Origin of the sequence: Enterococcus dongliensis (genome assembly GCF_031927985.1) — a bacterium.
Classification (GTDB): Bacteria; Bacillota; Bacilli; order Lactobacillales; family Enterococcaceae; genus Enterococcus_A; species Enterococcus_A dongliensis.
This window is the reverse complement of record NZ_JARPZC010000016.1, coordinates 23,737-48,156: the sequence shown is the minus strand read 5'-3', so window position 1 is coordinate 48,156 and position 24,420 is coordinate 23,737. Positions and strand designations below refer to the sequence as shown.

25 protein-coding genes are annotated in these 24,420 nt (G+C 36.2%); 22 read left to right on the top strand and 3 right to left on the bottom strand.

What is annotated here, in order from left to right:
- Positions 1–23: 23 nt before the first annotated feature.
- Genes P7D84_RS11205 through P7D84_RS11195 form a run of 3 tightly spaced genes read left to right on the top strand, consistent with a single transcriptional unit; the run spans position 24 to position 2,091 of the window.
- Positions 24–860, top strand: a complete 837-nt coding sequence (locus P7D84_RS11205) for a class II fructose-bisphosphate aldolase (protein ID WP_311806462.1) — start codon at positions 24–26, stop codon at positions 858–860.
- 13 nt (positions 861–873) lie between these two features.
- Entirely contained in the window at positions 874–1,569 is a 696-nt protein-coding gene (locus tag P7D84_RS11200; RefSeq protein WP_311806461.1) for a triose-phosphate isomerase, read from the top strand.
- Positions 1,570–1,572: 3 nt separating this feature from the next.
- Positions 1,573–2,091, top strand: a complete 519-nt coding sequence (locus tag P7D84_RS11195; protein WP_311806460.1) for a YjbQ family protein — start codon at positions 1,573–1,575, stop codon at positions 2,089–2,091.
- A gap of 86 nt (positions 2,092–2,177) precedes the next feature.
- On the opposite strand, the gene ndk is transcribed toward P7D84_RS11195, so the two are convergent.
- Positions 2,178–2,588 carry a nucleoside-diphosphate kinase gene (ndk, locus tag P7D84_RS11190; protein ID WP_311806477.1) on the bottom strand — a complete coding sequence of 137 codons (411 nt, stop codon included), beginning with the start codon at positions 2,586–2,588 and terminating at the stop codon, positions 2,178–2,180.
- Between the two features lie 412 nt (positions 2,589–3,000).
- On the opposite strand from ndk, the gene P7D84_RS11185 reads away from it, so the two are divergent.
- From P7D84_RS11185 to P7D84_RS11120, 14 genes are all read left to right on the top strand, one after another.
- Positions 3,001–3,675, top strand: coding sequence for a hypothetical protein (locus P7D84_RS11185; protein ID WP_311806459.1), 675 nt, complete (start codon positions 3,001–3,003; stop codon positions 3,673–3,675).
- A gap of 322 nt (positions 3,676–3,997) precedes the next feature.
- Positions 3,998–5,242, top strand: coding sequence for an NAD(P)H-dependent oxidoreductase (locus P7D84_RS11180; RefSeq protein WP_311801494.1), 1,245 nt, complete (start codon positions 3,998–4,000; stop codon positions 5,240–5,242).
- Between the two features lie 71 nt (positions 5,243–5,313).
- Positions 5,314–5,703, top strand: a complete 390-nt coding sequence (locus P7D84_RS11175) for a transcriptional regulator GutM (protein ID WP_137604434.1) — start codon at positions 5,314–5,316, stop codon at positions 5,701–5,703.
- 13 nt (positions 5,704–5,716) lie between these two features.
- Positions 5,717–6,250: a PTS glucitol/sorbitol transporter subunit IIC gene (gene srlA / locus P7D84_RS11170; RefSeq protein WP_137604433.1), complete on the top strand. Its 534-nt coding sequence runs from the start codon at positions 5,717–5,719 to the stop codon at positions 6,248–6,250.
- A 35-nt stretch (positions 6,251–6,285) separates the two neighbouring features.
- On the top strand, positions 6,286–7,293 hold the full coding sequence (gene srlE, locus P7D84_RS11165; RefSeq protein ID WP_311806458.1) for a PTS glucitol/sorbitol transporter subunit IIB: 1,008 nt from the start codon (positions 6,286–6,288) through the stop codon (positions 7,291–7,293).
- Positions 7,294–7,318: 25 nt separating this feature from the next.
- Positions 7,319–7,672, top strand: coding sequence for a PTS glucitol/sorbitol transporter subunit IIA (locus P7D84_RS11160; protein ID WP_137604431.1), 354 nt, complete (start codon positions 7,319–7,321; stop codon positions 7,670–7,672).
- Between the two features lie 53 nt (positions 7,673–7,725).
- Positions 7,726–8,694: a sugar-binding transcriptional regulator gene (locus tag P7D84_RS11155; protein WP_137604430.1), complete on the top strand. Its 969-nt coding sequence runs from the start codon at positions 7,726–7,728 to the stop codon at positions 8,692–8,694.
- Positions 8,695–8,729: 35 nt separating this feature from the next.
- Positions 8,730–9,677, top strand: coding sequence for a sugar-binding transcriptional regulator (locus P7D84_RS11150; RefSeq protein WP_311806457.1), 948 nt, complete (start codon positions 8,730–8,732; stop codon positions 9,675–9,677).
- A 545-nt stretch (positions 9,678–10,222) separates the two neighbouring features.
- On the top strand, positions 10,223–10,921 hold the full coding sequence (locus tag P7D84_RS11145) for a Crp/Fnr family transcriptional regulator (RefSeq protein WP_137604428.1): 699 nt from the start codon (positions 10,223–10,225) through the stop codon (positions 10,919–10,921).
- Positions 10,922–11,049: 128 nt separating this feature from the next.
- Complete coding sequence (locus P7D84_RS11140) at positions 11,050–11,658, top strand: ECF transporter S component (protein WP_311806456.1); 609 nt, start codon at positions 11,050–11,052, stop codon at positions 11,656–11,658.
- Positions 11,651–12,388: an energy-coupling factor transporter transmembrane component T gene (locus P7D84_RS11135; protein ID WP_137604426.1), complete on the top strand. Its 738-nt coding sequence runs from the start codon at positions 11,651–11,653 to the stop codon at positions 12,386–12,388. The genes P7D84_RS11140 and P7D84_RS11135 overlap by 8 nt, the downstream gene beginning before the upstream one ends.
- A complete protein-coding gene (locus P7D84_RS11130; RefSeq protein ID WP_311806455.1) occupies positions 12,385–13,224 on the top strand; it encodes an energy-coupling factor ABC transporter ATP-binding protein in 840 nt (279 codons plus the stop codon). The genes P7D84_RS11135 and P7D84_RS11130 overlap by 4 nt, the downstream gene beginning before the upstream one ends.
- A complete protein-coding gene (locus tag P7D84_RS11125; RefSeq protein WP_137604424.1) occupies positions 13,221–14,018 on the top strand; it encodes an energy-coupling factor ABC transporter ATP-binding protein in 798 nt (265 codons plus the stop codon). Before P7D84_RS11130 ends, P7D84_RS11125 begins: the two co-directional genes overlap by 4 nt.
- Positions 14,015–14,944 (top strand): nucleoside hydrolase, encoded by a 930-nt coding sequence (locus P7D84_RS11120; RefSeq protein ID WP_311806454.1) that lies wholly within the window; start codon positions 14,015–14,017, stop codon positions 14,942–14,944. The genes P7D84_RS11125 and P7D84_RS11120 overlap by 4 nt, the downstream gene beginning before the upstream one ends.
- A 107-nt stretch (positions 14,945–15,051) precedes the next feature.
- Here the strand turns inward: P7D84_RS11120 and P7D84_RS11115 are convergent, their stop codons facing one another.
- Positions 15,052–15,504, bottom strand: a complete 453-nt coding sequence (locus tag P7D84_RS11115) for a DUF2188 domain-containing protein (RefSeq protein ID WP_311806453.1) — start codon at positions 15,502–15,504, stop codon at positions 15,052–15,054.
- A 176-nt stretch (positions 15,505–15,680) separates the two neighbouring features.
- Between P7D84_RS11115 and P7D84_RS11110 the strand changes: the two genes are divergently transcribed.
- Positions 15,681–16,817, top strand: a complete 1,137-nt coding sequence (locus P7D84_RS11110; RefSeq protein WP_311806452.1) for a glycerate kinase family protein — start codon at positions 15,681–15,683, stop codon at positions 16,815–16,817.
- Between the two features lie 66 nt (positions 16,818–16,883).
- Here P7D84_RS11110 and ypfJ read toward each other — a convergent pair whose 3' ends face one another.
- Positions 16,884–17,774: a KPN_02809 family neutral zinc metallopeptidase gene (gene ypfJ, locus P7D84_RS11105; protein WP_137604420.1), complete on the bottom strand. Its 891-nt coding sequence runs from the start codon at positions 17,772–17,774 to the stop codon at positions 16,884–16,886.
- A gap of 323 nt (positions 17,775–18,097) precedes the next feature.
- Here ypfJ and P7D84_RS11100 point away from each other — a divergent pair, with 323 nt between their 5' ends.
- From P7D84_RS11100 to P7D84_RS11085, 4 genes are all read left to right on the top strand, one after another.
- Positions 18,098–19,426: a CHAP domain-containing protein gene (locus P7D84_RS11100; RefSeq protein ID WP_137604419.1), complete on the top strand. Its 1,329-nt coding sequence runs from the start codon at positions 18,098–18,100 to the stop codon at positions 19,424–19,426.
- A 134-nt stretch (positions 19,427–19,560) separates the two neighbouring features.
- The gene (locus P7D84_RS11095; protein ID WP_311806451.1) at positions 19,561–20,199 is read left to right on the top strand and encodes an SDR family oxidoreductase; all 639 of its coding nucleotides are present in this window, start codon (positions 19,561–19,563) and stop codon (positions 20,197–20,199) included.
- A 243-nt stretch (positions 20,200–20,442) separates the two neighbouring features.
- Positions 20,443–22,554 (top strand): ATP-dependent helicase, encoded by a 2,112-nt coding sequence (locus P7D84_RS11090; protein ID WP_311806450.1) that lies wholly within the window; start codon positions 20,443–20,445, stop codon positions 22,552–22,554.
- Between the two features lie 224 nt (positions 22,555–22,778).
- Positions 22,779–24,392: an FAD-dependent oxidoreductase gene (locus tag P7D84_RS11085; protein ID WP_311806449.1), complete on the top strand. Its 1,614-nt coding sequence runs from the start codon at positions 22,779–22,781 to the stop codon at positions 24,390–24,392.
- The last annotated feature ends 28 nt before the right edge of the window (positions 24,393–24,420 follow it).

Here is a 24,420-nt window from a genome sequence, read left to right as displayed (position 1 = left end):
TGTAAAATAAAGGGGCGGTAGTTTTGTTAATCAACACAAAAGTAATGCTTTTAGAGGCTCGAAAAGAAAACTATGCAATACCAGCTACAAATTTTATTGATTTAGATTCTGCTCGGACGTTTGTCAAGGTAGCAGAGAAATTAAACAAACCTTTAATACTACCTTTTGCACAAGCACACAAAGATTTAATTTCACTAGAAGAAGCCGCATTAATCGGTAAATATTTAGCTGAAAAAGTTTCTGTTCCTGTTGCATTGCATCTAGATCATGGAGAGGATTTTAATTTTATTAAACGCGCTATTGATTTGGGATTTACATCTGTAATGATAGATGCCTCTAAAGAGAGTTTAGAGGATAATATCAAAATCACAAAAGAAGTAGTTGATTATGCTCATCAAAAAAATGTGACCGTAGAGGCAGAGTTAGGTCATGTGGGATCAGGTAATAATTATGAAAATCATGAAATGACTGATTCTATCTACACAGAAGTGAGTGATGTACAAACTTTCTTGAGCAATACAAATGTGGATTCTTTAGCGATCTCAATTGGAACCGCTCACGGAGCATATAAAGGGACTCCTATTTTAAATTTTGAACGCTTAGCAGAAATTCGCAAAGTGACAGAGACACCATTAGTATTACACGGAGGTTCTTCCTCAGGAAACGCGAACTTGAATCGTTGTGCAGTGAATGGAATTGCTAAAATCAATATTTTTACTGATTTTTTAAACGCAGCCTACAAGAAAAATTTGACTGGAAAACCGAAAGATTATTTAGAAATAAAGCGGTTGGCTAACGAAGGCATGGCGGAGACTCTGGAGAGTTGCTATAAGATTTTTGCTACAAAAAGTGTGAAATGAAAGGGAGGATCATATGACTAATAAGATAAATTATCCATTTTTTGTCTTCAATCCTAAATCTTATCTATATGGAGAGGATTTATTGCTAATAGCTAAAAGAGCAGATGAATTAGCAATGAAGTATCCAGAATGTTCCATATTAGTGACGGTACCTTATACTGATATTTCAGCAGTAAAGAATGCGACAAAAAAAATTATTGTAACAGCACAGCATATGGATGGAATTAAACCTGGAAGAGGAGTAGGGCATGTATTACCCGAAGCAGTCTATCATGCAGGAGCTCGAGCAGTTTTTTTGAATCATGCTGAGAGACCATTAACTATATCAGATTTAGGCAAATCAATGAAAAGGGCAAAAGAATTTGGGATACAGACGATTGTTTGTGCGGATTCAATCGATGAGGCTCGAGCAGTTGCTATTATGGGAGCAGATGTAATTTTGTGCGAACCAACAGAACTGATAGGTACAGGGAAAACTAGTGATGATAGTTATATTCAACAAACAAATCAGGCAATCAAAGCAATCAATGAAAATATTTTAGTTATGCAGGCAGCTGGAATCAGTACCGCAGATGATGTATATCGTACGATTAAGTTAGGTGCTGATGGTACTGGGTGTACAAGTGGGATAACCACTGCTGATTCACCAATAGATATGTTGACTGATATGGTGGACGCTTTAGTGAGAGCATATAAGGAAAGAGGGTAGAAAATGAATATAAAACATGAACAATTGTCACTCGACACACAGGCAGGTAAAATTACTTATTTAAATATTACACAGCAAGTAAGAGAGGTAATTAAAAATTCTGGTATCAAAGATGGTCTCTGTGCGATCACTACACCGCATACAACTTGTTCAGTAATTTTTGAAGAGTATGTGCACGATAAGGATTGGAAGGGCGATGAATTTTTACAAGTAGATCAAAATCGTATTCTAGAGAAAATAATCCCAAGACAACAGACTGAATCTGATTATTTATATCCTGGTCCAGCTCATGTAGAATTTCTGAAAGATCTAGCAGCAAATGATCCAAACTACTTACCCGATCCTGTATCGATTCTAAATGCAGATGCTCATATTAAAGGATCACTGTTTGGTGCTAGCGAAACAGTAATCATTAAGGATAGTGAGCCACTGATTGGCTCAGTCGGTTATCTTTACTTTATTGATTGGGATCAAAATAGAGAACGTATCCGCACGTGTAACTTGATGATTATGGGTCAGTAAGAGGCTTAAGAAGCAACCACATTATAAAGATTGTGGTTGCTTCTTTTGCTAGAAATTTTATGGTCTAACCGCAATAGAGAGATTTATCAATTAATTGAGCTGTTAAAAAAACGTTCAATCTCCAATTGGGCAGCTTCGATTGAATCAGAAGCATGGATAATATTCTCGCTTTTATTTAGAGCAAAATCTCCCCGAATGGTTCCAGGAGCAGCTAGCAGGGCATCTGTTTTTCCAATCATTTTCCGCGCTATTTCAATCACGCGCTCACCTTCTAGTAAGATAACAATCACAGACCCAGATGTCATGTAGTTAATTATATCGAGAAAAAAATTTCGCTCTTTCAAATGATCGTAATGTTTTCTAACTAAAGGTTCATCTAAAACAGTTTGATACATTTTTTTGATCGTTAAATTTCGATCCTCGAATCGTTGAATGATTCGTCCAACTAATTTTCTTTGTACACCGTCAGGCTTAATAATTACTAACGTTTGTTCCATCATTGCTCACCTCATAATAAAATTTGGATTTTAATTTTGACTGTGTTGAAAATGCTATTTTTTCCAATCTTCTAGATTTAGTTGTTAGACGCGCTTAACTTTTGTTGAAAATCATTCATCTAGTTTAATCTAATATACCTACAAATTGTGAAATAGTAAACTATTTTTATAAAATCACGAAACTGTATTCACAAAAAATATCACTATTAAATTATTTTTTTAGGGAAATAGTTCAAAATAAATAAAAACAGTTGTAATACAATGGATAATACGTTATATTAATTACTGTGATACTTGAAAAGTGAGTAACGGTATAAAAGTAACCGAGAAATGAAGGACAAAGAAATATATTTTTTTATAGTTATTTGTGATTTTTTTCACTAAAAAATATTGAAATCAGGAGAGTGATATTATGGAAAAAAAGAACCTGAAAATCCCATTTTGTTGTGTAAATTCTGAGGTGTTATGGAAAGGTGAAGAGGCGCTAATCAATGCATTATCAATTGACAAAAAGATTGCTCAACTAAATTTAGATGCAATTTTTACTGCGAGATTATCCGATGTTCCGTTGATAAAAGCTGCAACAAATCGGATTCAAGTGGGAATTAATTATCACGATTCGATGAAGGATAAACTAAAAGAAATAAAAAAAACAGGTGTAGATGTTTTGATTTTTGATGATATCGATCAAGTTTTTAAGTTCACTGCACTAGAAAGGGTGATCAATACGGCCAATAAGTTAGAATTTCTGATCTTGGCTCGAGTAGATAACCCATTAGAGATTCCAAAATCACTCTTAAAAAAAATCCAGATAATCAAATGGAAAGACAATCAATCCCATGAAGAAAATAGTTCTCTTAGAAAGAATGAAAAATCAGATATTCTCAAAATAAAAAATGAGAATCCTAATCTTTCAATCATTTATGGGGCAAAAAAAATATCAACTGATTTGATTTTAAATTCATTACTAAAAGGAATGGATGGTATTGGTGAATATAGTCAGTGCAAAAATACCTATGAAAATTTAGATGAAATGTTTTATGCCATCCATGATTACAAGAATGTTCAAGAATTTATTAATACATAAACCGTTTGATTTCAGAAAGTTTCTTAGGCGCTCATTTTTATCTAATGCTGTTTAGACAAAAGCTTGCAGATTTTCTCTCGAGGAGAATCTGCAAGCTTTTTTACTGAGCAAATAGAATAATCGGTTGATAGAAAATGTAGATAAATGTTATTTTAAATAAATTATAATTCAAGTTTATTTTTCTTATATTTAAGCATATTTTTTTAGATTACAAAAAAAAATAAAAGAAAGCGTTGACAAATAGTTATCTCATGCTATACTTTCGTTGTAAGACATATGACAACGTTGTTAGCATATGCCAAAAAAGTTTGGAGGGTTTCAAATGACGTTATATGGTAAGTTATTGGAAAGAGAAAGAAATGGTGCTCCGATTAAAGTTGGAGTAATTGGTGCGGGTCAGATGGGATTTGGAATGATCTCTCAAATTTCCACAATTCCCGGTATGATTGTAGCAGGTATTAGTGATATTAACTTAGATGCTGCAAATCGTGCTGCAGATGCATACAATGCTAGTGCAGACAAAAAAGTTGATATCTTGATCAGTCAAGATTTCAAAGATATTATTAATTCTGATAAAGTTGAGATTATTGTAGACGCAACTGGTGTTCCAGAAGCTGGTGCTCAAATATCATTAGAATCACTTATGGCAAAAAAACACTTAGTGTTACTAAATGTTGAAATTGATATTACAATTGGCCCGCTAATGAAGAGATTATATGATGCAACTGATTTAATCTATACTGGTTCAGATGGTGACGAGCCTGCTGCAACTATGCAAATGTATGAATTTGCTAAAAGCATGGGAATGGAAGTATTAGTAGCAGGTAAAGGTAAAAACAATAAATTGATGGTACACGCTAACCCTGATACTGCTGCTGAAAAAGCAAAAGCTCAAGTAATGAGTCCTAAAATTTTAGCCTCATTCCAAGATGGTACTAAAACGATGGGAGAAATGAATTTATTATCTAATGCTACTGGATTTGTTCCTGATGTAGTAGGTATGCATGGGATTTCAGCTGACTTAGATGGTACTGTTCAAAACTTAGACATAAAGGAAAACGGCGGAGTTTTAAGTAAATTTGGCGTTGTTGAATATGTGGACGGAATCGCTCCAGGAATCTTTTGTATCGTTAAAGGACAAAATGAAGGTGTTGCTCACGAATTAAATTATTTATTGAAGAAAGGCGAACGAGATCACCATATCTTATATCGTCCATACCATTTATGTTCATTAGAAACACCACTTACTATCGCACGTGCAGTTTTAGAGCAAGATACGGCGATTGTTCCGATGGGAGCTCCTGTATCAGAAACTGTGTGTGTGGCTAAAAAAGACATCAAAGCTGGAGAAAAAATTGATGGCATCGGTGGATTTTGTGTCCGTGGTGTACTAGAGACACATGAAGATATGAAGAAAAATGCGAATATTCCAATTGGTTTGATTGCAGGTGCAGTTGCGAAAAAGGATATTAAAGACGGAGCATTCTTGACAATAGATGATGTAGAATTAGATGAATCAACAACTGTTTATAAATTACGCAAGTTGCAAGATGAAACTTTTGCCTAATTAGAAAGTTAACCTAGCTACAGATGGAGTTTTCTTCTATCTGTAGCTTGATATAGAAAAGAGGAGATTGTATGCGAATTCTACTAATTATTCTTTTCTTTTTGATGGTGACTCAAAGTCTGACAAGCATTATGCAGGTAAAGTATTACCAAAAATTTATCCGAAAAATCACTGAAAAATTTGATCATTGTTCAACATATGAATTATACACAGATGTATCAAAAGGCTCTTTGTTCAAAACGATTGTAGCTGTCGTAATTGATGCGAATGGTAAGATAATTAACTGCTATGCTTGCAAAGGTCTGACAATATTTGCACGTTTCAGAAAAGAAGAAGTTTATCATAATATAACATTGGCAGAAATTCATCAAAAAAGAATAAATCAAGATCGTGTCAATTCCATAGAGAATGTATTAGACAAAATATATTTAAGGAAAATGGAAGCGATTTCTGATATTTAGGAGGAATTATAATATGAAGTACATCGAATGGTTTGGTAAAAATTTTATTGGATTATTTGAAGCAGGTGGGAAGCAATTCATGGATTTTATGACGGGGATTGTTCCACTGCTTATTGTTTTACTAACTTTCACTTATTCTGTTATTGCATTTATAGGACAAGAACGTGTTGATAAAGCTATCCGCTATTGTTCAAAATATATGATTTTACGTTACTCTCTTATGCCGATGCTATCAGTTATGATGTTGACGAATCCTATGGCATACACATTTGGAAAATTTGTTAAAGAAGAAGAAAAACCTGCTTTTTATGATTCAGTGGTATCTTTTTTACACCCAGTGACTGGTTTATTCCCATATGCTAATGCAGGTGAGCTGTTTGTGTATTTAGGAATCGCGAATGGTGTGATGAAAGCAGGATACAGTCAATCTAGTTTGGCAGTTCGCTATTTTTTAGTGGGTATTGTGGTCATTTTAATGCGTGGTATTGTAACAGAAAGATTGACAAAATTCTTGATTGCTAAGGAAGCGAAAAGTGTAAAAGCATAAATTAAAATGAATTTCTAAATACAGGAGGTAAATAAATGTATAAATCGGTCTTTGTAGAACCTGGAACTGGTGGTTGGGGAGTAGGCCTAACGTTAACTCCTACAGAAAAACGAAATAAAGTAGTATCTGTAACTGGCGGAGGTATTCATCCTGTTGCACAACAAATAGCAGATTTGACAGGTGCGGAAGCATGGGATGGTTTTAAAAATCAAATTCCTGAGGATGAAATGATTTGTGCTGTAATTGATTGTGGAGGAACGGCTAGGATTGGGGTATATCCAATGAAACGTATTCCAACAGTTGATATTCTACCTTCATCACCATCGGGGCCATTAGCAAAACATATTACAGAGGATATCTTTGTTTCAGGTGTTAAACCTGGAAACATAAAATTAACAGATGAGAAGAATATTGTTCCAACAGAAAAACCTCAAGCAACTGAAGAGGTAACCGAAGAAAAATTTGAAGAAACGTATGCAAAAGCAAAAGAAGCGCATGCTCAAGAAAATGCTAAAAAAGATAGTTTTTTAGTTAAATTCTCTCGTGGAATCGGTGGAGTAATGGGTGTGTTTTATCAATCAGGTCGTGATGCTGTGGATATGCTATTAAAGAATATCATTCCCTTTATGGCATTTATTAGTATGATGATCGGTATTATCAACTATACTGGCATAGGAGATCTAATTGCTAAAGTTTTATCACCATTAGCGGGTTCGCTTCCAGGTATGATTGTGCTATCATTAATTTGTAGTATTCCAATTTTATTACCAATTTTAGGACCAGGTGCAGTTATTTCTCAAGTGATTGGGGTATTGATTGGTACTCAAATTGCGAATGGATCGATTCCTGTTCAATACGCATTACCTGCCCTTTTTGCAATTAATGCACATGTTGGTTGTGATTTTATTCCAGTGGGATTATCGCTAGGAGAAGCAAGTCCTGAAACAGTCCAGGTTGGAGTTCCAGCAATTCTGTATAGCCGTGTACTTACCGGGTTTACTGCGGTAATTATTGCATATTTTGCAAGTTTTGGAATGTATTAATAAATCTGAATGGAGAGTAGTTAAGATGGTAAAGACAAAAATAACAGAAATTGGAAGTATGGTACCAGCTTTCGAAGAAGAGCGATTAATAATTTTATTTGGTCCAAAAGCAACACCGGAATTAAGAGATATTTCAGTTATCCATGAAGTAGAAGAACAACCAAATGACTCAATTTCAATTGGTGGGAAACTAAAAATTGGAAATAAAGAGTATACTATAGAAGAGGTTGGTTCACAGGCAAATTCGAATTTTGATGAATTGGGTCATATTTCTATTTACTTCCGTAATGAAGTAGGAGAAATCTTGCCTGGAGCAATTATTGTGAGTCCGGGAGAATTTCCAAGTTTTGAAGTTGGCGACGAAATAGAATTTATTTAGCTGAAAGTCTCCCTTTTTATATGAGGGAGTTTTTTTGATTGGGAGGAAAAGGGATGGTTAACCAAGATAATCGAGATTTAGTAAGAGTAGCGACGATGTATTACAAAGAGGATATGAAACAATCTGATATTGCTCAGCAATTAGGTTTTTCGAGACAATTGGTATCGAAATATCTTATAGATGCAAGAAGTAGTGGAATTGTTGATATTAATATTAATAGTTCGAGCGCGTATTCGGTTCAGTTGGAGATAAAATTACAAAAGGTTTTTGGTCTAAAACGTGTTGCGGTATTAGATACTAGCTATTTGAAAAGGCATGAAGTGGAAAAATTGATTATTCAAACCGCAATTTCTGCATTCAAAAAAGACGTAGCTAGAGCTAAGAAAATCGGTGTTTCATGGGGGAAAATGCTTCGTCGCTTAACAGATGAGTATCCTTACGTTAATCAGCCCGATACGACGATAATTCCTCTTATTGGTGGGATGGGATCTGATCAAGTGGAAGTTCACTCTAATCAAATTGCACATGATTTATCTAGAAAGATGCGTGCAAAATGTAAATATCTTTATGTACCTGCACTTGTGGATAGCAAAGAAATAAAGAAAAATCTAGTAGAAAATATAACAGTAAAAGATGTTCTTGAAGCTGGAAAAAATGTAGATCTTGCTTTTGTAGGGATTGCTTCCCCTTTTTCTGAAAATAATACGATGACTGAAATCGGTTATATTGATCAAAAGGATATCGCTGATTTGAGAGATTCTCAAGTTATTGGCGATGTCAATTCCCGTTTTTTTGATTGGGAGGGGAATGAGACATCATGTAGAATCAATGAAAATGTAATTGGAATTAATTTGAAGGATATAAGAAATATTGAACGTGTGTGTGCCATTTGTTTCGAGGAAGAAAAGAAAGATGTTTTATATACAACAGTTGATTCGGGAATCATCAACTGTATAGCATTGACGGATTCTCTAGCAGAATATCTACTTATAAAAAAGGAACAATCTACTATAAAACGATAAGTTTTTGAAAATTGGATTTTACTTGGAGGAACTTTATGGGATTGCTAGATGATAAAAGATTATTAGTAGAAATTGCCTCATTATATTATGAACATGGACTGAAACAAGAAGAGATTGCCAAGAAATTGAATATCAGCAGGTCTTTAGTATCGAAATTTTTAGATAAAGCTAGGCAAGAAGGAATCATAGAAATTACTATTCATGATGAATACGCAAGTCCATTTTGGGCTATTGAAGAACAACTTCAAAAGAAATTTGACCTGATTGATGCTATTTGTATTGAATCTTCTGATAGAGGTTTACAAAGCAAACTTTTGGGTATGGCAGCTGCGAAATATTTATCTAGAATTATCCAACCAAAAGATACTATTTGTGTTTCAGCAGGTACAACAGTTCATGAAATCGCAGCTAATTTTCCAAAACAAAATCAAATGATCAATATAAAGTTTATTCCTTTAGTAGGAGGCATGGGTATGGAACATATCACTATTCAATCGAATAAAGTGTGTGAGTTATTTGCCGCACGAACAGGCGGACAAACTGTAGAATTGCATGCTCCGATTACAGTCGATGACGCCCCTTCTAAAGAAGTTCTAATTCGTCAGTCATTTATCAAAAAAATCTTTGAAGAAGGGGAAAAATCAGATATCGCTCTTGTAGGAATCGGCGGCGCTCCTATCTATTCAACACTTACTGATGCATACCTTACAGATCAAATAAATGAGGAATCAGAATACTCACGAGAAAGAATTGCTGGGGATATTTGCTATAATTTCATTAACCATTCTGGTGAGCTAGCTAAATGTGATTGGAATGAAAGAGTTTTATCGATTGATTTAAATAAACTAACATCAATCCCTAAACGAATAGGTGTCTCTGGTGGGAAAGAAAAGGTGGCTGGTATAAAAGCAGCACTTACAGGAAAGCTAATAAATATTTTGATTACTGATGAAAAAACGGCTAGAGATTTGTTGAATCAGTAAAAAAATACATCGATATAAGTTACATAAAAAAGTGCTACTTCTTTTTTAGAAATATGAATAAGTATTGAAAATTTCTTTGTTATTAATTAAAAAAAATATTGTCACTATAAATATAATATCGTCTATAAGTCCAGTTATCTTAAAAGGTGGCTGGACTTATTTATTCTAAGTGATGGATACAAAAATTTTATTTTGTTCGAGTGTGTGATTTCAAGTCGATCGAAAGTAGTCGAGCGTTTGGCTGATAAAAATTTGGAATTGTTACAAATGACACACATGATATCTTCGTGGAGATCATGTGCTGTAACTATTTAGACGAGACTAATCTGATTGGACGGGTCTATCCATTCATACTAGTATTTGTCAAAGCTGAAAGAAGGACAAGGCTTGAAAGATTAGAGAGACTCTCTCGACTATAGGTTTGTATTGAGTCGATCGAACTTCTTAACTGGTAGGGACTGATCTCATCAATGAGGTTGGAAAAATAATTAAAAAAGAACCAACTAATTATTGTTTTAGTTATAATGATGATGGGGGTGTGGATAATGGACATGCTTAAACAAAAGTGGGAACAATATGGGCGAGGAACTAGCTTCAATTATAGTAAAATTGAAAAGAAGTTACATGGAAATTATCCAATTATCCAATTCGATGTTAATACGCCGATTGTTCTTCGGGGCGAATCTCCACAATATATCTACTTTATTCTTAGCGGAGTAGCGATTGGGACACGAGACTATGAGGATGGCAATGAGTATGACTATTTTCATTTAGACAAAAGCAATGGAAGTGTAGGATTATTGGAGACCTTAGCTCAAAAAGAAGCAATCATTGCTACGGTCAGCTGTTTGAGTAAAGTCGAAGCAATTCGAATCCCGTCTGCAATTGTATATGAATTGATCATGCAAGATCTGGAGTTGCTTCGCTTGAGTCTCCATCTTTTAGCAGATGATTTGTATGATCGTTCTGGAAATGATGGATTATTTTACCATCTTGAAGGCATCGATCGGCTACGTTACTTTTTGATTACTTATTACGATGAACACATAACTACTGAAGGTAGTCTTATTGAAGTTGAGGAACGTCGAGAAAAAATCGCGAATAAATTAGGCATGAGTGTTCGAACAGTAGGACGAGCATTAAAAAAACTAAAAGAGAATCAAGAAATATTGAATAAAAGTAGAAAAATAGTTATCGGACAAAAAGAACAGCAACGTTTGAGAGAAAATATATCGTATATGTAATTTTAATCAGATTACTGACCACGAGAGGACATCTGTCCTTTCGTGGTCAGCTGTTTTTAAATATACTTGAGTCACAAAACAGCAAACGGTTACATTGTGTACTTGAAAAATAGAAAGTAGGGAAAAAGATGAAACGAGGAATAAAATATGACTTTGGTCTGCAAGCATTGATGTTGATCCCAGTGGGCGTTTCTTTAAATGTGGTTGGGTATCAATTGTGTACGATTTTAAAATTACCAGTATTTAGTGACCAAATTGGTACGTATTTAGTTGCTTTAGTCGCAGGACCATGGGTGGGGCTTATCACAGGTTTTCTAGGAAGTTTAGTGAATGGGATGCTAAATCCAGTAGCGATTCCCTATAGCTTAGTATCCATGAGTATTGGATTATTTGCCGGTTATTTTTCGAAATTCAAGTTTTTTAAAAATATCATTGGGATAGTGGTTGCTTGTGCTGTTTTGACTGTTATATCTGCTGGTTCTGCGGCAATTGTTACGGTATTCATGTTTGGTGGAATAACAGGTGCAGGGACTGATTTAGTTACAGCTACGTTTTTAGCAGCAGGTCGGCAACTATGGGACTCTGTTTTTTCAACGAATATTATTACAGGCTCTATCAATACTGTTTTGAATTTTGCAATCAGTTATTTAGTTGTAAAAAGAATTCCGCCACGCTTTTTGATCAAATTAAATTATGGTGCGCCATATATTGATAAGGAGGTTAGGGAAGATGCTTAGTCAAATTGGTAAATGGTATCCTTCTACAAAATTGATGATTGTCGTTAGTGTGATAATCATCAGCATGTTTTCGACTATTCCAACGGTTCAATATGTTCTTTTTGGTTTATCTATTTTATTGAGTCTATGTTCAGGGACATTGAGTAATTTTTTTAAGACATTTTTTAAATCGATAGTCATAATTATTTTATTTATTTTTTTAGTTCAAGTTTTTATTGTTCAAAATGAAGATAGTCAAAAAATTTGGTGGGTCATCGGTTTTTCAGAGATTGGTCTGAATACGAGTATTGGATTATCTTCTCGAATTGTAGCGATAAGTTCAATTATTATTTGGTTTTTTCAAGTGACTAGTGTAAAAGACATCATTTCATCATTGGAAAAAGCTAATATTCCTAAAAAAGCGACTTTCGTAATTGCTTCGACAATTCAATTAGTACCGCAGATGACTAAGTTGTCACAAACAATTACAGATGCACAAAGAGCTAGAGGAATCGAGACAGATGGTTCAATTCTTACACGGTTGAAGGCACTTTTACCAATGATGGGACCATTGGTACTCACTTCTATTCAACAAATTGACGAGCGTGTCTTAACGCTAGAAGCACGCGGGTTTTCGGCGCCAGCTCGCAAAACGGCTTATTATTCAATAGAGAAGACAGCTGTTGACTATGTCATTGTTGCTATTTGTATCGTAAGTTTGATTGCCTACTTTATAGGAGGTCCATTATGAGCATAATCGAATTAAAAAATGTTTCTTATAGTTATCCATTAGAATCTGAAGAAGTGATTAAAGGGATTGATTTAGTTTTAGAAAAGGGAAAAGTATACGGCTTGATTGGAAATAATCAGTCAGGAAAAACGACATTGTGCAATATCATCAGAGGATTCATCCCAGCAATGTTTTTCGGTGATTTAGCAGGGGAAGCAATGTACAAAGGAAAATCTGTACAAAGTTATAATGTCGGCGCATTGGCTGCCGAGATAGGTTATTCTTCTCAAAACCCTTTTACTCAAATCTCTGGAGTTAAAGATACAGTGGAAGAAGAAATCGCCTATGGAATGGAAAATATAGGTATCGATTTAGAAACAATGAAGACCACGATTTCTAGATTGATCAAATTATTCCATCTAGAAGAGATTCGAACCAAAAATCCGTATGAATTATCTGGGGGTCAAAAACAACGGGTAGCATTGGCTTCAATCGTAGCACTCGATCCTGAAGTGATTATTTTAGACGAACCAACTTCACAGCTTGATCCTCAAAGTACGGAGGAAGTATTTAAAATCATTTCATTACTTAAAGAAAGTGGTAAAACGATCATTGTAGTAGAACACAAGGTAGATTTATTGGCGGAGTTTTGTGATGAAATCATCTTGATGGAAGAGGGACAAATCATTGAATTCGGTTCAGTTCATGAAGTGTTAAGTGACCCTGATATTTTGAAACATGGGGGTTCGTTGCCGCAAGTAGCTGAATTTTTTATCAAGCATGTAAAAAATTATGAACGAGTTCCTATAACAATGTCAGAAGCAATTGAAATATTGAAAGGAGCCAAAGCCTTATGAGTTTTTTAACCTTAAGAAAAGTTAGTTACAGCTATCCTAACGGTTTTGAAGCTGTTCAAGATGTTTCATTAGATGTTCAATTAGGCGAGGCTGTTGCGATTATTGGTCAAAATGGTGCAGGGAAAACCACAACAGTAAAATTAATGAACGGACTATTACGACCAACCAAAGGTGAGATTTTGGTTGAAGGCAAATCAATACAGTCACTGACTACAGCCCAAATCTCAAAACGTGTAGGATATGTTTTCCAAAATCCTGATGATCAGATTTTTCAAGATAGTATTGAGAAGGAGATTTCATTTGGTCCTAAAAATCAGAAGTTAGAAGACTCCGTTGTAAAAGAACGAGTATCGAGTGCAGCAACTTTATGTAATTTAAAAGAGGTTTTGAGCGAGCATCCGTATAACTTGCCTTACTCAAAGAGAAAATTCATCACGATTGCTGCAATCATAGCGATGGATCCAGAAGTCATCATATTAGATGAACCAACTGCAGGGCAGGATCGCGAATCTACGGTTTTATTAGGAAAAATAATTAAGAGTCTGACACAGAAAAATAAAATAGTGATTACCATTACTCACGATATGGAATTTGTAGTCAACGAGTTTTCTCGTGTGTTTGTATTTGCAGATAAGCAATTACGTAAAGAAGGAACCCCAAGAGAAATATTTTGGGATGAAAAATTGTTGTCATTTAGTGCATTGAAACAACCGTATATTTGCCAATTAGCGAATGCGTTAGGAATACAAAATATACTAACAATGGAAGAATTAGGGAGGAAATTATTGGAATGAAAAATATTTTGATTGATTGTGATCCAGGACATGACGATGCTCTAGCAATCATAGTCGCTTTAGCCAATCCTCAAAAATTAAATTTACTAGGAATAACGACTATTGGCGGAAATCAAACGATAACGAAGGTAACAGAAAATGCAAAAAAATTATTAGGATTCTTAAAAGCAAAGGTACCTCTAGCAGCCGGTCAAAGTAATCCTTTAAAACGATCATTGAAAACGGCGCCAGAAGCACATGGAGATACTGGAATGGACGGTCCTTTTTTCGACGGGACTACGTATCCATTGAGTGATCTGAGCGGTGTTGATTTTCTTTATGAAAAAATTATGGCCTCAGAAGAAACAGTGACCATAGTTGCTTTAGGCCCTTTGACAAATATTGCTTTGTTGCTTACTAATCACCCTGAAGTCAAAGGAAAAATAGATAAAATTTCTTTGATGGGTGGTGGGATTGATCATGGAAATTATACCGAATTAGCTGAGTTTAATATTTATGTGGACCCTGAGGCAGCTGAGATCGTTTTTCAGAGTGGATTACCAATCGTTATGGCAGGTCTAGATGTTACTGAAAAAGCAGAAATTACAGTTGCCGAGATTAAAGCACTTCAAGGAAAAGGCAGAGTAAGTCAGCTAGTCTATGAATTATTATCTTTCTACAATGAATCTGGTCGTCAATTTGGGTTTATTGATTCACCAATCCATGACCTATGTGCGGTCGCATATTTATTAGCACCTGAGATATTTAAAGGTACTTACGCAAATATTCATGTCATCACGGATGAATCTTTAGCTAGAGGACTAACTTATGGGGACTTTCGAAAAAGTGCTTCAAAATTTAAACCAACGTTAGTATTGCAAGAAGTAGATCGACAAAAATTTGTTGAGCTATTATTAGAGGCATTACGTTATTTAGATGCTGTTTAATCGGCGTGCTGATAATAATTTTTAGTGTGAAAATGCACAGCTATTCTTTAAAAAAAAGCGACTCTCATCAAAATGACCCTCTCAAGAATTTTCTTGAGAGGGTCATTTTAGTTTGAATAGTCATAGGTTTCTTGTAGCTGTCCGTCTTGTTTATAGATGTTTAAAGCGACAGCTTTATTTTTTGCGATTTCTTTTGCACGAGTAACTGCCGCTTCTTTTGTGTCAAACGCGTCACTTGCTTGACTTGCTCCTTCAGAGATCACTTGCCACTTGGAATCATTGTATTGAACTTTTACATCAGCAGTCAGTAATTTTTTAGCATTTTTATTACGTGTATGAGTGTCTTCTTTTTGAGGAGCTTTCGCTTTTTGAAAGTCTTTCTTTTCTTCGGTAGAAGCAGCATTGTACCATTTTTCTGCTTGGCTAATTGCAATAGGGATCGCTCGATCGTCTGGATAGCCGTCATGAAGCAAGGCATTTCCGATATCAATGGCTTTTTTTCGGATCAAAGGGTCTAAATTTTTCATTGAAACCGGATAGTCATTCATATTCCATGGCATAAACAAGTTCCTCCTTTAAAATGAGTATACTTCTACCTTACTATGTAGCAACATGTTTTTAAATTGATTTGCTTGAAATGTTTCTTTTTCTGTTTAATGAGTATTTTGCAATCAAAAAGGTCAAGAAAAACTGAGAATATGTTAAGTTGGATATAATATAAAAAAGGAGAAGAGTGATGAAAAAAATATTTGTCTTAGCACCGGATTCGTTTAAAGAAAGTATGAGTGCACCAAAAGTCTGTGAAGTGATGGAACGCGGTATTCGCAAGGTTTCATTAGATGCTCAAGTGATTCAGGTGCCAATGGCTGATGGTGGTGAGGGGACTGTCGATGCGTTAATAATGAGCAATGGAGGTACTCGAATAGAGGTGGAAGTTTCAGGTCCGATTCCAACAGAAAAAGTAACTACCTATTTTGGGGTATTAGCTGATAAAAAAACTGCAGTGATTGAGATGGCTAAGGCTAATGGTATCGATCGATTAGTCAAACAAAAGCGAAACCCGCTACTCACTTCAACTTATGGTACCGGTGAAATGATAAAAGCCGCACTAGACCAAGGTGTTGAAAAAATTATCATTGGTCTTGGTGGAAGTGTGACTAATGATGGCGGCGCCGGTATGGCACAAGCATTAGGTGTTAGATTATTAGATGATGAAGGGGATGAACTAGCCGCAGGAGGTGGCGCATTAGCCAAACTAGCGAAAATTGATGAATCAATGATTGATTCGAGAATTAAGAAAACAGAGATTATTCTCGCAAGTGACGTGGTCAATCCACTGACTGGCCCAACAGGTGCTTCTATTGTTTTTGGACCACAAAAAGGCGCTACACCAACCATGGTCAAAGAATTAGAAAGCAATCTTCTTCATTATGCAAAAATCATTCAAAGAGATCTCGCTATTGATATTCAAAAGGTTCCTGGCGCCGGTGCAGCTGGCGGATTAGGCGCGGGACTTCTTGCTTTTACTGGGGCAAAAATACGTTCCGGTGTGGAGTTAGTGATCGAATTTACCCAACTAGAGAAAAAAATTGCTAAAGCAGATTATGTTTTTACTGGTGAAGGTGGTATAGATTTTCAAACAAAATTCGGCAAAACGCCCTATGGTGTAGCGCAGATCGCTAAAAAATATAACAAACCTGTTTTTGCTTGTGCAGGTTTTATCGGTAATCAAGTCGATGTTTTATATGATGAAGGAATAACAGCAATTTTTGGAATATTAGCTAAGGCAAGTTCGATTGAAGAAGCCTTACAAGCCGGTGAAGATAATTTGGAACGAACGGTTGAGAATATCGTTCGTGTGTTAGCCGTGTAACGCCGCCTAGCAGATTGATAGTGAAATAAGCAGAACCCCCAGCAATTTATGCTGGGGGTTCATGAGTTAAGCAGCTAAGTCTAAATCTTTTTCGTTAAAGGTATCTCCATGTTCTAAGTCCCCATACTTATAGCCGCGTTTAAACCAACTAGTTCGTTGTTGGCTCGTTCCATGGGTAAAACTATCAGGAACGACATAGCCTTGGTATTCTTTTTGTAACGTATCATCACCGATTGCATTAGCCGCAGTTATGGCTTCAGCGATATCCCCAGCTTCTAAAATCGGTTGTCCTTGATAGGTTTGTTCGGCTAGATATTTAGAAAAACAACCGGCCAAATAATCAGCCTGCAGCTCTAAACGAACGCTATACTGATTGTATTCAGTTTCGGAAACACGTTTGCGAAGTGCATTCAATTGATCTGTTATGCCTAGCTGATTTTGAACGTGATGACCAACCTCATGAGCAATTACATACGCCATCGCATAATCTCCTGTGGCACCATAACTGCTAGATAGTTCATTAGCAAAACTCAAATCCAAATAAACATTTTGATCAGCTGGACAATAAAACGGGCCAATTTGGGCACTTGCTTGCCCGCAAGCAGAATCAACACTGTCAGTAAACAAAACAAGTTTTGGATTTTGATAAGATTGGCCACGTTTATCAAATTCTTCATTCCAATAATCTTCCAAATGAGCAAAGACTACTGCCGCAAATTCTTTTTCATCAGTATATTCTTTTGAAGAAACGTTTTCTGTTTCATAAGTTGCGGGTGTGATGTCACCACCCAAGCTATCCATGACTGTACCTAAATCACCACCTGATAAAAAGAAAACAACAACAGCGATTAAGAAAACCCCTATCCCACCACCAGAAGCTATTTTTCCAATGGATCGCCCGCTACTACCGGAACGCTCTTCAACATTTGAACTTTGCCGCCCACCGCGCCAACGCATAGTCATTCCTCCTTTATGCCTTTTCTTTTATTTTAATTGAAAATAGAAAAGCCGCCAAAGAATACAACTTAAAAAACTTGAAGAGGAAAAGCATCCATTAACTAGAAATCATCACACAAAAAATAACAAACGTTTCGGTGTTTGTACTTGTTGTTTACGAGAGTTAGGATTGTAAAAACAACTGTTTTTCTTCTAATAAATATAATTTTGAAACATATTTGTAACATTTCTTTTATCTGCGTGATATATCACTATGTTAGAATTACCTCTGACGTTATGCGATCGATCAGTTTAAATCAACATAATAGCCGGAGGAATAATTAGTGAAAAAAAGCATTATAGCAGCGTTGTTGGTGTGTTCATTTGCTGTCTCAGCGGTACCTAGTATTGCGCTAGCAGATAATTATGACCAACAAATTCAAGAAAAAGATCAAAAAATTAGCGATTTGCAAGGAAAACAATCAGAAGTTCAAGTTCAAATCGACGAATTAACCAATGAAATTGCCACAGTAAGTGGAAAAGTGAAAGACTTAGAAGCAAAACAAGATCAACTAAATAAAGATACAATGAAACTACAAGATAAAATCGCTATTTTAAAAGTGCGTATCGCAAAACGTAACGAAATAATCAAAAATCAAGCACGTGATACACAAGTGAAAGGCCAAGCAACGAGCTATGTTTCAGCTGTATTAGAAGCTGATTCATTATCAGATGTAATCGGTCGTGTACAAGCGATGTCAACGATTGTAAAAGCCAATCAATCATTGATGGAACAGCAAAAAGCCGATGAAAAAGCGGTCGAAGAAAAAGTGAAAGATAACGAAGCGAAAGTTGCTGAAATTCAAGCAAACCAAAAAGAATTAGAAGCGCAAAAAAATACTATCGCTAACAAACAAGCTGAATTAAATGTTGTGAAAGCTAATTATGCTGCAGAACAAGCAACTGCAGAACAAGATAAAGCGAAATTGAAGAAACAACAACAAGCAGCAAAAGCGGAACAAGCACGCATTTTGAAACAACAACAAGCTGCTGAAAAAGCACGTAAAGCCGAAGAAGCACGTCAAGCAAAAGAAGCAGCAAAAGCACAGAAAGCTTTTGAAGCATCTCAAGCTAAAGCAGCTGCTGAAGCTGAAAAAGCTGCTGCTGAAGCGGATAAGACGACAACATCTAGCTCAACAGAAGAAAGTACATCTTCAGAAACGCAAGCTGATACAACGACCAGTTCGACAAAAGATGATACTGATACACCAACTCCGACACCTGTACCAACACCAAGTACTGGCGGAAAAGTGGACCATACTGGTTCAGGGAATATGTATGCTGTAGGTCAATGTACTTGGTATGTTAAAAATGTCGCACCATGGGCAGGAACATATTGGGGCAATGGCTGCCAATGGGGCGCATCAGCGGCTGCTGATGGTTTCCAAGTAGATGGTACGCCAGCTGCAGGTTCAATTGTTGTCTTTGCACAAGGTCAATCTGTTGGAACTTGGAACGCAGACCCTGCTTATGGACATGTGGCGTATGTGCAATCGTATAACGCTTCAAACAATACAATCACAATCACACAAGGCGGTATGGGCTTCCCAACACCGACTGGACCAAACACTGCAACATTAAGCGCAGCAGGTCTACAATATATTCATCCTTAAAAAAAGTAAGAGTTCTCGAAAAATCGAGAGCTCTTTTTTTTATCAGAAATAAAGTACTTCTAATTGAGAGATTTAATAAAGGGTGGTAGCATGAGACATGTGAGTAAGGGATATTTTGAAAGAAGGAATCACTCATGAAAAAAGTAATCATTCTAGGGGCTCATGGAAAAATCGCTCAAATCGTTACAAGACAGTTATTGACTGAAGACATTAAACAAATGCTTTTTTTGCGTAATTCGGCTCGACTACGGCTTGAAGATCCAGAAAAAGAATCGATTGTTGAAGGAACTGCCACCAGTTTGTTTGATCTAGAGCAAGCAATGACTGGTGTAGATATTGTTTATGCAAATTTAGCAGGAAAAATCGTTGAAGAAGCTCAAAATGTAGTTGCTGCGATGAAAGCAAAAAACGTGAAACGCTTGATTTGGATCTCAACTTTAGGAATCTATGATGAAGTTCCGGGAAAATACGGGGAATGGAATCACGAACAACTAGATGGCGGTTATCTAGAAAGTTATGCAGAAGCTGCTAAAGTCATTGAAGCTTCCGGATTGGATTATACAATTATTCGTCCAGCCTGGTTAGATGATAAGGATGAAATTGATTATGAATTAACTAATAAAGATGAGACTTTCAAAGGAACAGAGGTTTCTCGCACAAGTGTCGCTGATCTGGTAACGAAGATCATTCTTGATCCAAAAGAATATATCGGAGCCTCGCTTGGTGTAAATAAACCGAATACTGATGGCGATAAGCCAGCTTGGTACCGTTGATTTGAAAATTATAACGAGCCAGTGACAGTTAGATGTCACTGGCTCGTTTGATTGATATGAAGAAATAAGTAACGATGAAGAGGGACAATTTTTAGTCTTTTCTTGTCTAATTCAGGTAAATGTTGAGTGGGTGGGGCTGTTAAAAATAAAGGATTTCGGTATAATGAATGGGTATGATTTCTTACATAGAAGGGAACCAATTTGAAGATGTTTACAAAGCTTTCACAGGACATAGAAACTGAAATGTTTGAGATAAAGCAAAATCAACGGACTGATAACAAAACATTGCAGCAATTGGTTGCAAAAAATGACGGGAACCCGTTTAGTCTGGAACAACTTGCCGCGATTCGTTTTCCAATGCAGACGCACTTACGCATCATTGCCGGAGCAGGAAGTGGGAAGACACAAACGATTTGTGCAAAAGCTGCGTATTTGGTTTTAGAACAACAGATTGATCCGAAAACGATCATGATGTGCACGTTCTCTCGCAAGGCAAAATTAGAAATGGAAGCACGTGTCAATCAATATTTAGATGGTCATGGACGAATATCAGTCCAAACTTTTCATGGTTGGTTCAATGCAGAATACACAGAACTGATTCGTCGGATTCCTGAATTGAAGCAGTGGGGAATCGAAGGGACAATCGACGAGGAACAGTATTATCAAATCCTCAGCCAATTGATCAAAAAATATCGTTTGTATAATTTTGATAAATTCGAAGAGCGAACGATCGCAGCTAGAATTAGTTATTGGCGTAACATGGGGTATTCAGATCAGGCGATGGTAGAATTTGTTGCGAAGCATTTTGATGCCAAAGGATTGCTGACTAATCAGAAATTAAGTGCTGTTTTTCAACAGTTTTTAGCTGAATTGTCAGTGATAAAAAAAGAGCAACATTTTATTACGTTTGATGATATGTTGTTCAATCTAAAATTGATCTTAGAAAATGATTTAAAAGCACGAAAATTTTTACAAAAGAAGTATCGGTATATTTTTATTGATGAATTTCAAGATATCAATCCCCTACAAAAACAAATCGTAGCGTTAATCTGTCCGCCAAATCGAGTTTCTAATCAAAAAAATACCAGCAAGTTGATCATTGTTGGTGATGACGATCAAAGTATTTATTATTTCCGCGGAGCAGAACCTAGTTATATCAAAGTCTTTGAACAAGAATATCAGCAGACTTCTTTGCAGTTAATGACTAATTACCGTTCAGATGCACCGATTGTGACTGCGGGTAATCGACTAATCCAACATAACGGACATGATCGTTTGCAGAAAAAAATGGTAGCAAGCAGAGCCACGACCGAACATGACTGCTATGCCATTGGTTTTTCAGATGATGAGGAAGAAGCCGCGTGGATTGGACAGAAAATCCAAAAACTGGCAAAAAAAAAACCGAGAAGTGACGGCAGCCCGGATTATCGTGATACGATGGTGCTGTATCCAACTCGTATTCAATTACGTTCTTTATTAAAACAGTTAGCCAAACAAAAAGTACCCTTTGTGACACCGGCGAATGATGATTTGTTGGGGATTTTTGGTCTGCCATTATTTAAAACACTTTTCCAACAATTGGATCTATTGGCCTCAGCCTCATCTATGCAGCAAAAAAATGAGGCATTAAAAAAGATTATCCAACAATATGCGTTTTATCATTATATTAAATTTAGTGCAAGTGCCAAATTCAGTGAGGAATTATTTCGTAAAAATAAATTTAAAATCAATGACCTCGTTGCATTTTTAGTTGGTGAGCGAACACTTTCCCAAGAGTCACAAGATCAAGCCAAGGAATTTTTTAAACAGATCTATTTGTTTTATCAAAGAAAACAAATCAACCTCAGTGCGTTAGTAGAAACCTTGTTAGCTACACCAAAGTTTAAAAAAGATCTGAGTGAAGAAGAATCAGATTGGTTGCGTCAGGAATTGTCTTCAGCCAGTGACTGGCCGGGTCTGTTGGAGGCGTTCCAACAAGCTAAACAACAAAATCAAGGAATGAAAAAACGACTGAATGATTATGATCAAGCTAAATTAAATGCAGTCTATTTATTATCTATTCATGCCAGTAAAGGATTAGGCAAGAAAAATATATTCATCAAAGGTGTTTATCAAGATGCCTTGCCTAATCATCATGCAGTCAAAAAAGCTGATTGTGATTTACAAAAGGCAAAAGAAGCCGCCACACCGCCTACGACCATCGAAGAACAACGGCGCTTGATGTACATCGCAATCACTCGTGCTAAAGAAAATTTATATGTGACTTTTCCTAAAAAACTAAATGAGAAAGCTGTCAAATCTTCCCCATTTTTAAAAGAGGCTGGTCTGATTATAAAAGAAGATCAATCAACATAAAAATCAACTATCTTTTTTTGATAGTTGATTTTTTATTAATTACAATAAAAAAACGTTTTCAAAAAAGGACGTTTTCAGAGAAAAATTCTTTGCTGGTCTTTGAAAAAAAGAGTACTATCAAGAAAGAATAAATCGTTTTTTTTAACTCGTTAAAACGAATGATTTGATACGTATAAAGATAGGGATAATTGAGCGACTATGTAAGTCAAAAAGGAGAGGGTAGTATGAAGTTTGTTGTTATTGGTGGAGTAGCAGGAGGGCCTTCGTTTGCTACACGCTTGCGTCGATTAAATGAAGAACACGAAATCGTGATCTATGAACGAGGAGAAAACATCTCTTACGCTAGCTGTGCCTTGCCGTATTATTTAGGCGGCGTGATTGAAGAATTAGATTCGTTGATCGAACGGACACCAGAAATATTAAAAGTAAAAAATAATATCGATGTTTTTACAAAGCACGAGGTCAAGTCTATTGATCCAGCTAAAAAACAACTGATCGTTAAAGATTTACAGACTGGTGAAGAGCTTGCAACGAATTATGACAAATTAGTTATCTCTTCAGGTGCGCGTCCCACTTTGCCACCAATCAAAGGAGCAAGTGATGCTGCCAATGGGTTCACCTTACGAAGTGTAACGGATGCTGCCGAAATCAAAACATACATCGATCAATATAATCCTAAGAGTGTGTTAGTTTTAGGCGCAGGGGTGATGGGTTTAGAATTAGCTGAAAATTTCAAGCATCGTGGATTAGATGTTATCTTGGTCGATCAGCTTTCGCAAGTAGCGTTTCCTTATGATATAGAAATCGCAGATCTGATTTATGACAAATTAATCGAAAAAGGGCTACAGATTTATTTGAACACTCGGGTAGAAGAAATCAGACAGAATGGAAACGAAGTTGTGTTGTCTGATGGAACGATTCTCAATCCAGAATTGATTTTATTTGCGACAGGAGTAGCTCCAAACAATGAAATGACAAAAACAGCAGGAATTGCATTGAGTGAGGATGGGCAAATCATCGTCAATGATCAATTAGAAACAAATGTACCAGACATTTATGCCATCGGAGATATTATCAAAACGACCAGTGTAGTAACGGGGTTAGCGACGTCAAGCATGTTATCCAGTGCGGCCAATCGACAAGGACACATGCTGGCAGACATCGTTAACGGGACGCCAATGCGTTACCGGGGCTACATCGGAGCGGGCGTAGCTAAGATTTTTGAATATACTGCTAGTTATGCTGGAATGACTGAACATGCGTTAAAGGCGGCAGGAATCACAAATTATAAATCGATTTTTGTAACACCTTTTGATCATGCTTACTTTTATCCTGAGGCTTCACGCTTAAACTTAAAAATCATTTTTGATGCAACGAGTGGAAAAATTTTAGGCGGACAAGCAGTCGGAGAACACGGTGTCGATAAACGAATCGGTGAGCTATCCGTTGCGATCACTGGGAATTTAACAGTATTTGATCTGCCTGATTTAGAATTACCATATTCACCGCCGTATTCAACAACGCGAGACCCGTTAAATATTGCCGGATATGTAGCAATCAATCAAATGACCAATGTAGTGGAAACAATCAAAGCTGTAGATATCCCAGCAGAAGATTTGATCGAGGCCTTTTTCTTAGACATTCGTGAATCAGATAAGGCAGAATCAGGAAGTATCAAAGCCAGCAAAAATATTCCGATGAACGAATTACGTGATCGGATTAATGAGATTCCAAAAGATCGTAAAGTTTATATTACCTTTAGAAAAGGGTTGAACACGTATACTTCTGCTCGAATCTTAGCAGGATTTGGAATTCCGGCGATTTTGATCGAAGAATAGCTCGATTAGTTTAGGAAAGTTGCTCATA

What these genes read in the sequence shown, in the direction of transcription:
- P7D84_RS11180 (WP_311801494.1), top strand. Translation starts at nt 3,998, where the DNA reads ATGACGTTATATGGTAAGTTATTGGAAAGAGAAAGAAATGGTGCTCCG.
- P7D84_RS11185 (WP_311806459.1), top strand. Translation starts at nt 3,001, where the DNA reads ATGGAAAAAAAGAACCTGAAAATCCCATTTTGTTGTGTAAATTCTGAG.
- P7D84_RS11160 (WP_137604431.1), top strand. Translation starts at nt 7,319, where the DNA reads ATGGTAAAGACAAAAATAACAGAAATTGGAAGTATGGTACCAGCTTTC.
- ndk (WP_311806477.1), bottom strand. Translation starts at nt 2,588, where the DNA reads ATGGAACAAACGTTAGTAATTATTAAGCCTGACGGTGTACAAAGAAAA.
- P7D84_RS11115 (WP_311806453.1), bottom strand. Translation starts at nt 15,504, where the DNA reads ATGCCATGGAATATGAATGACTATCCGGTTTCAATGAAAAATTTAGAC.
- P7D84_RS11135 (WP_137604426.1), top strand. Translation starts at nt 11,651, where the DNA reads ATGCTTAGTCAAATTGGTAAATGGTATCCTTCTACAAAATTGATGATT.
- srlA (WP_137604433.1), top strand. Translation starts at nt 5,717, where the DNA reads ATGAAGTACATCGAATGGTTTGGTAAAAATTTTATTGGATTATTTGAA.
- ypfJ (WP_137604420.1), bottom strand. Translation starts at nt 17,774, where the DNA reads ATGCGTTGGCGCGGTGGGCGGCAAAGTTCAAATGTTGAAGAGCGTTCC.
- P7D84_RS11085 (WP_311806449.1), top strand. Translation starts at nt 22,779, where the DNA reads ATGAAGTTTGTTGTTATTGGTGGAGTAGCAGGAGGGCCTTCGTTTGCT.
- P7D84_RS11120 (WP_311806454.1), top strand. Translation starts at nt 14,015, where the DNA reads ATGAAAAATATTTTGATTGATTGTGATCCAGGACATGACGATGCTCTA.
- P7D84_RS11175 (WP_137604434.1), top strand. Translation starts at nt 5,314, where the DNA reads ATGCGAATTCTACTAATTATTCTTTTCTTTTTGATGGTGACTCAAAGT.
- P7D84_RS11110 (WP_311806452.1), top strand. Translation starts at nt 15,681, where the DNA reads ATGAAAAAAATATTTGTCTTAGCACCGGATTCGTTTAAAGAAAGTATG.
- P7D84_RS11150 (WP_311806457.1), top strand. Translation starts at nt 8,730, where the DNA reads ATGGGATTGCTAGATGATAAAAGATTATTAGTAGAAATTGCCTCATTA.
- P7D84_RS11200 (WP_311806461.1), top strand. Translation starts at nt 874, where the DNA reads ATGACTAATAAGATAAATTATCCATTTTTTGTCTTCAATCCTAAATCT.
- P7D84_RS11090 (WP_311806450.1), top strand. Translation starts at nt 20,443, where the DNA reads ATGTTTGAGATAAAGCAAAATCAACGGACTGATAACAAAACATTGCAG.
- P7D84_RS11125 (WP_137604424.1), top strand. Translation starts at nt 13,221, where the DNA reads ATGAGTTTTTTAACCTTAAGAAAAGTTAGTTACAGCTATCCTAACGGT.
- P7D84_RS11155 (WP_137604430.1), top strand. Translation starts at nt 7,726, where the DNA reads ATGGTTAACCAAGATAATCGAGATTTAGTAAGAGTAGCGACGATGTAT.
- srlE (WP_311806458.1), top strand. Translation starts at nt 6,286, where the DNA reads ATGTATAAATCGGTCTTTGTAGAACCTGGAACTGGTGGTTGGGGAGTA.
- P7D84_RS11130 (WP_311806455.1), top strand. Translation starts at nt 12,385, where the DNA reads ATGAGCATAATCGAATTAAAAAATGTTTCTTATAGTTATCCATTAGAA.
- P7D84_RS11140 (WP_311806456.1), top strand. Translation starts at nt 11,050, where the DNA reads ATGAAACGAGGAATAAAATATGACTTTGGTCTGCAAGCATTGATGTTG.
- P7D84_RS11195 (WP_311806460.1), top strand. Translation starts at nt 1,573, where the DNA reads ATGAATATAAAACATGAACAATTGTCACTCGACACACAGGCAGGTAAA.
- P7D84_RS11145 (WP_137604428.1), top strand. Translation starts at nt 10,223, where the DNA reads ATGGACATGCTTAAACAAAAGTGGGAACAATATGGGCGAGGAACTAGC.
- P7D84_RS11095 (WP_311806451.1), top strand. Translation starts at nt 19,561, where the DNA reads ATGAAAAAAGTAATCATTCTAGGGGCTCATGGAAAAATCGCTCAAATC.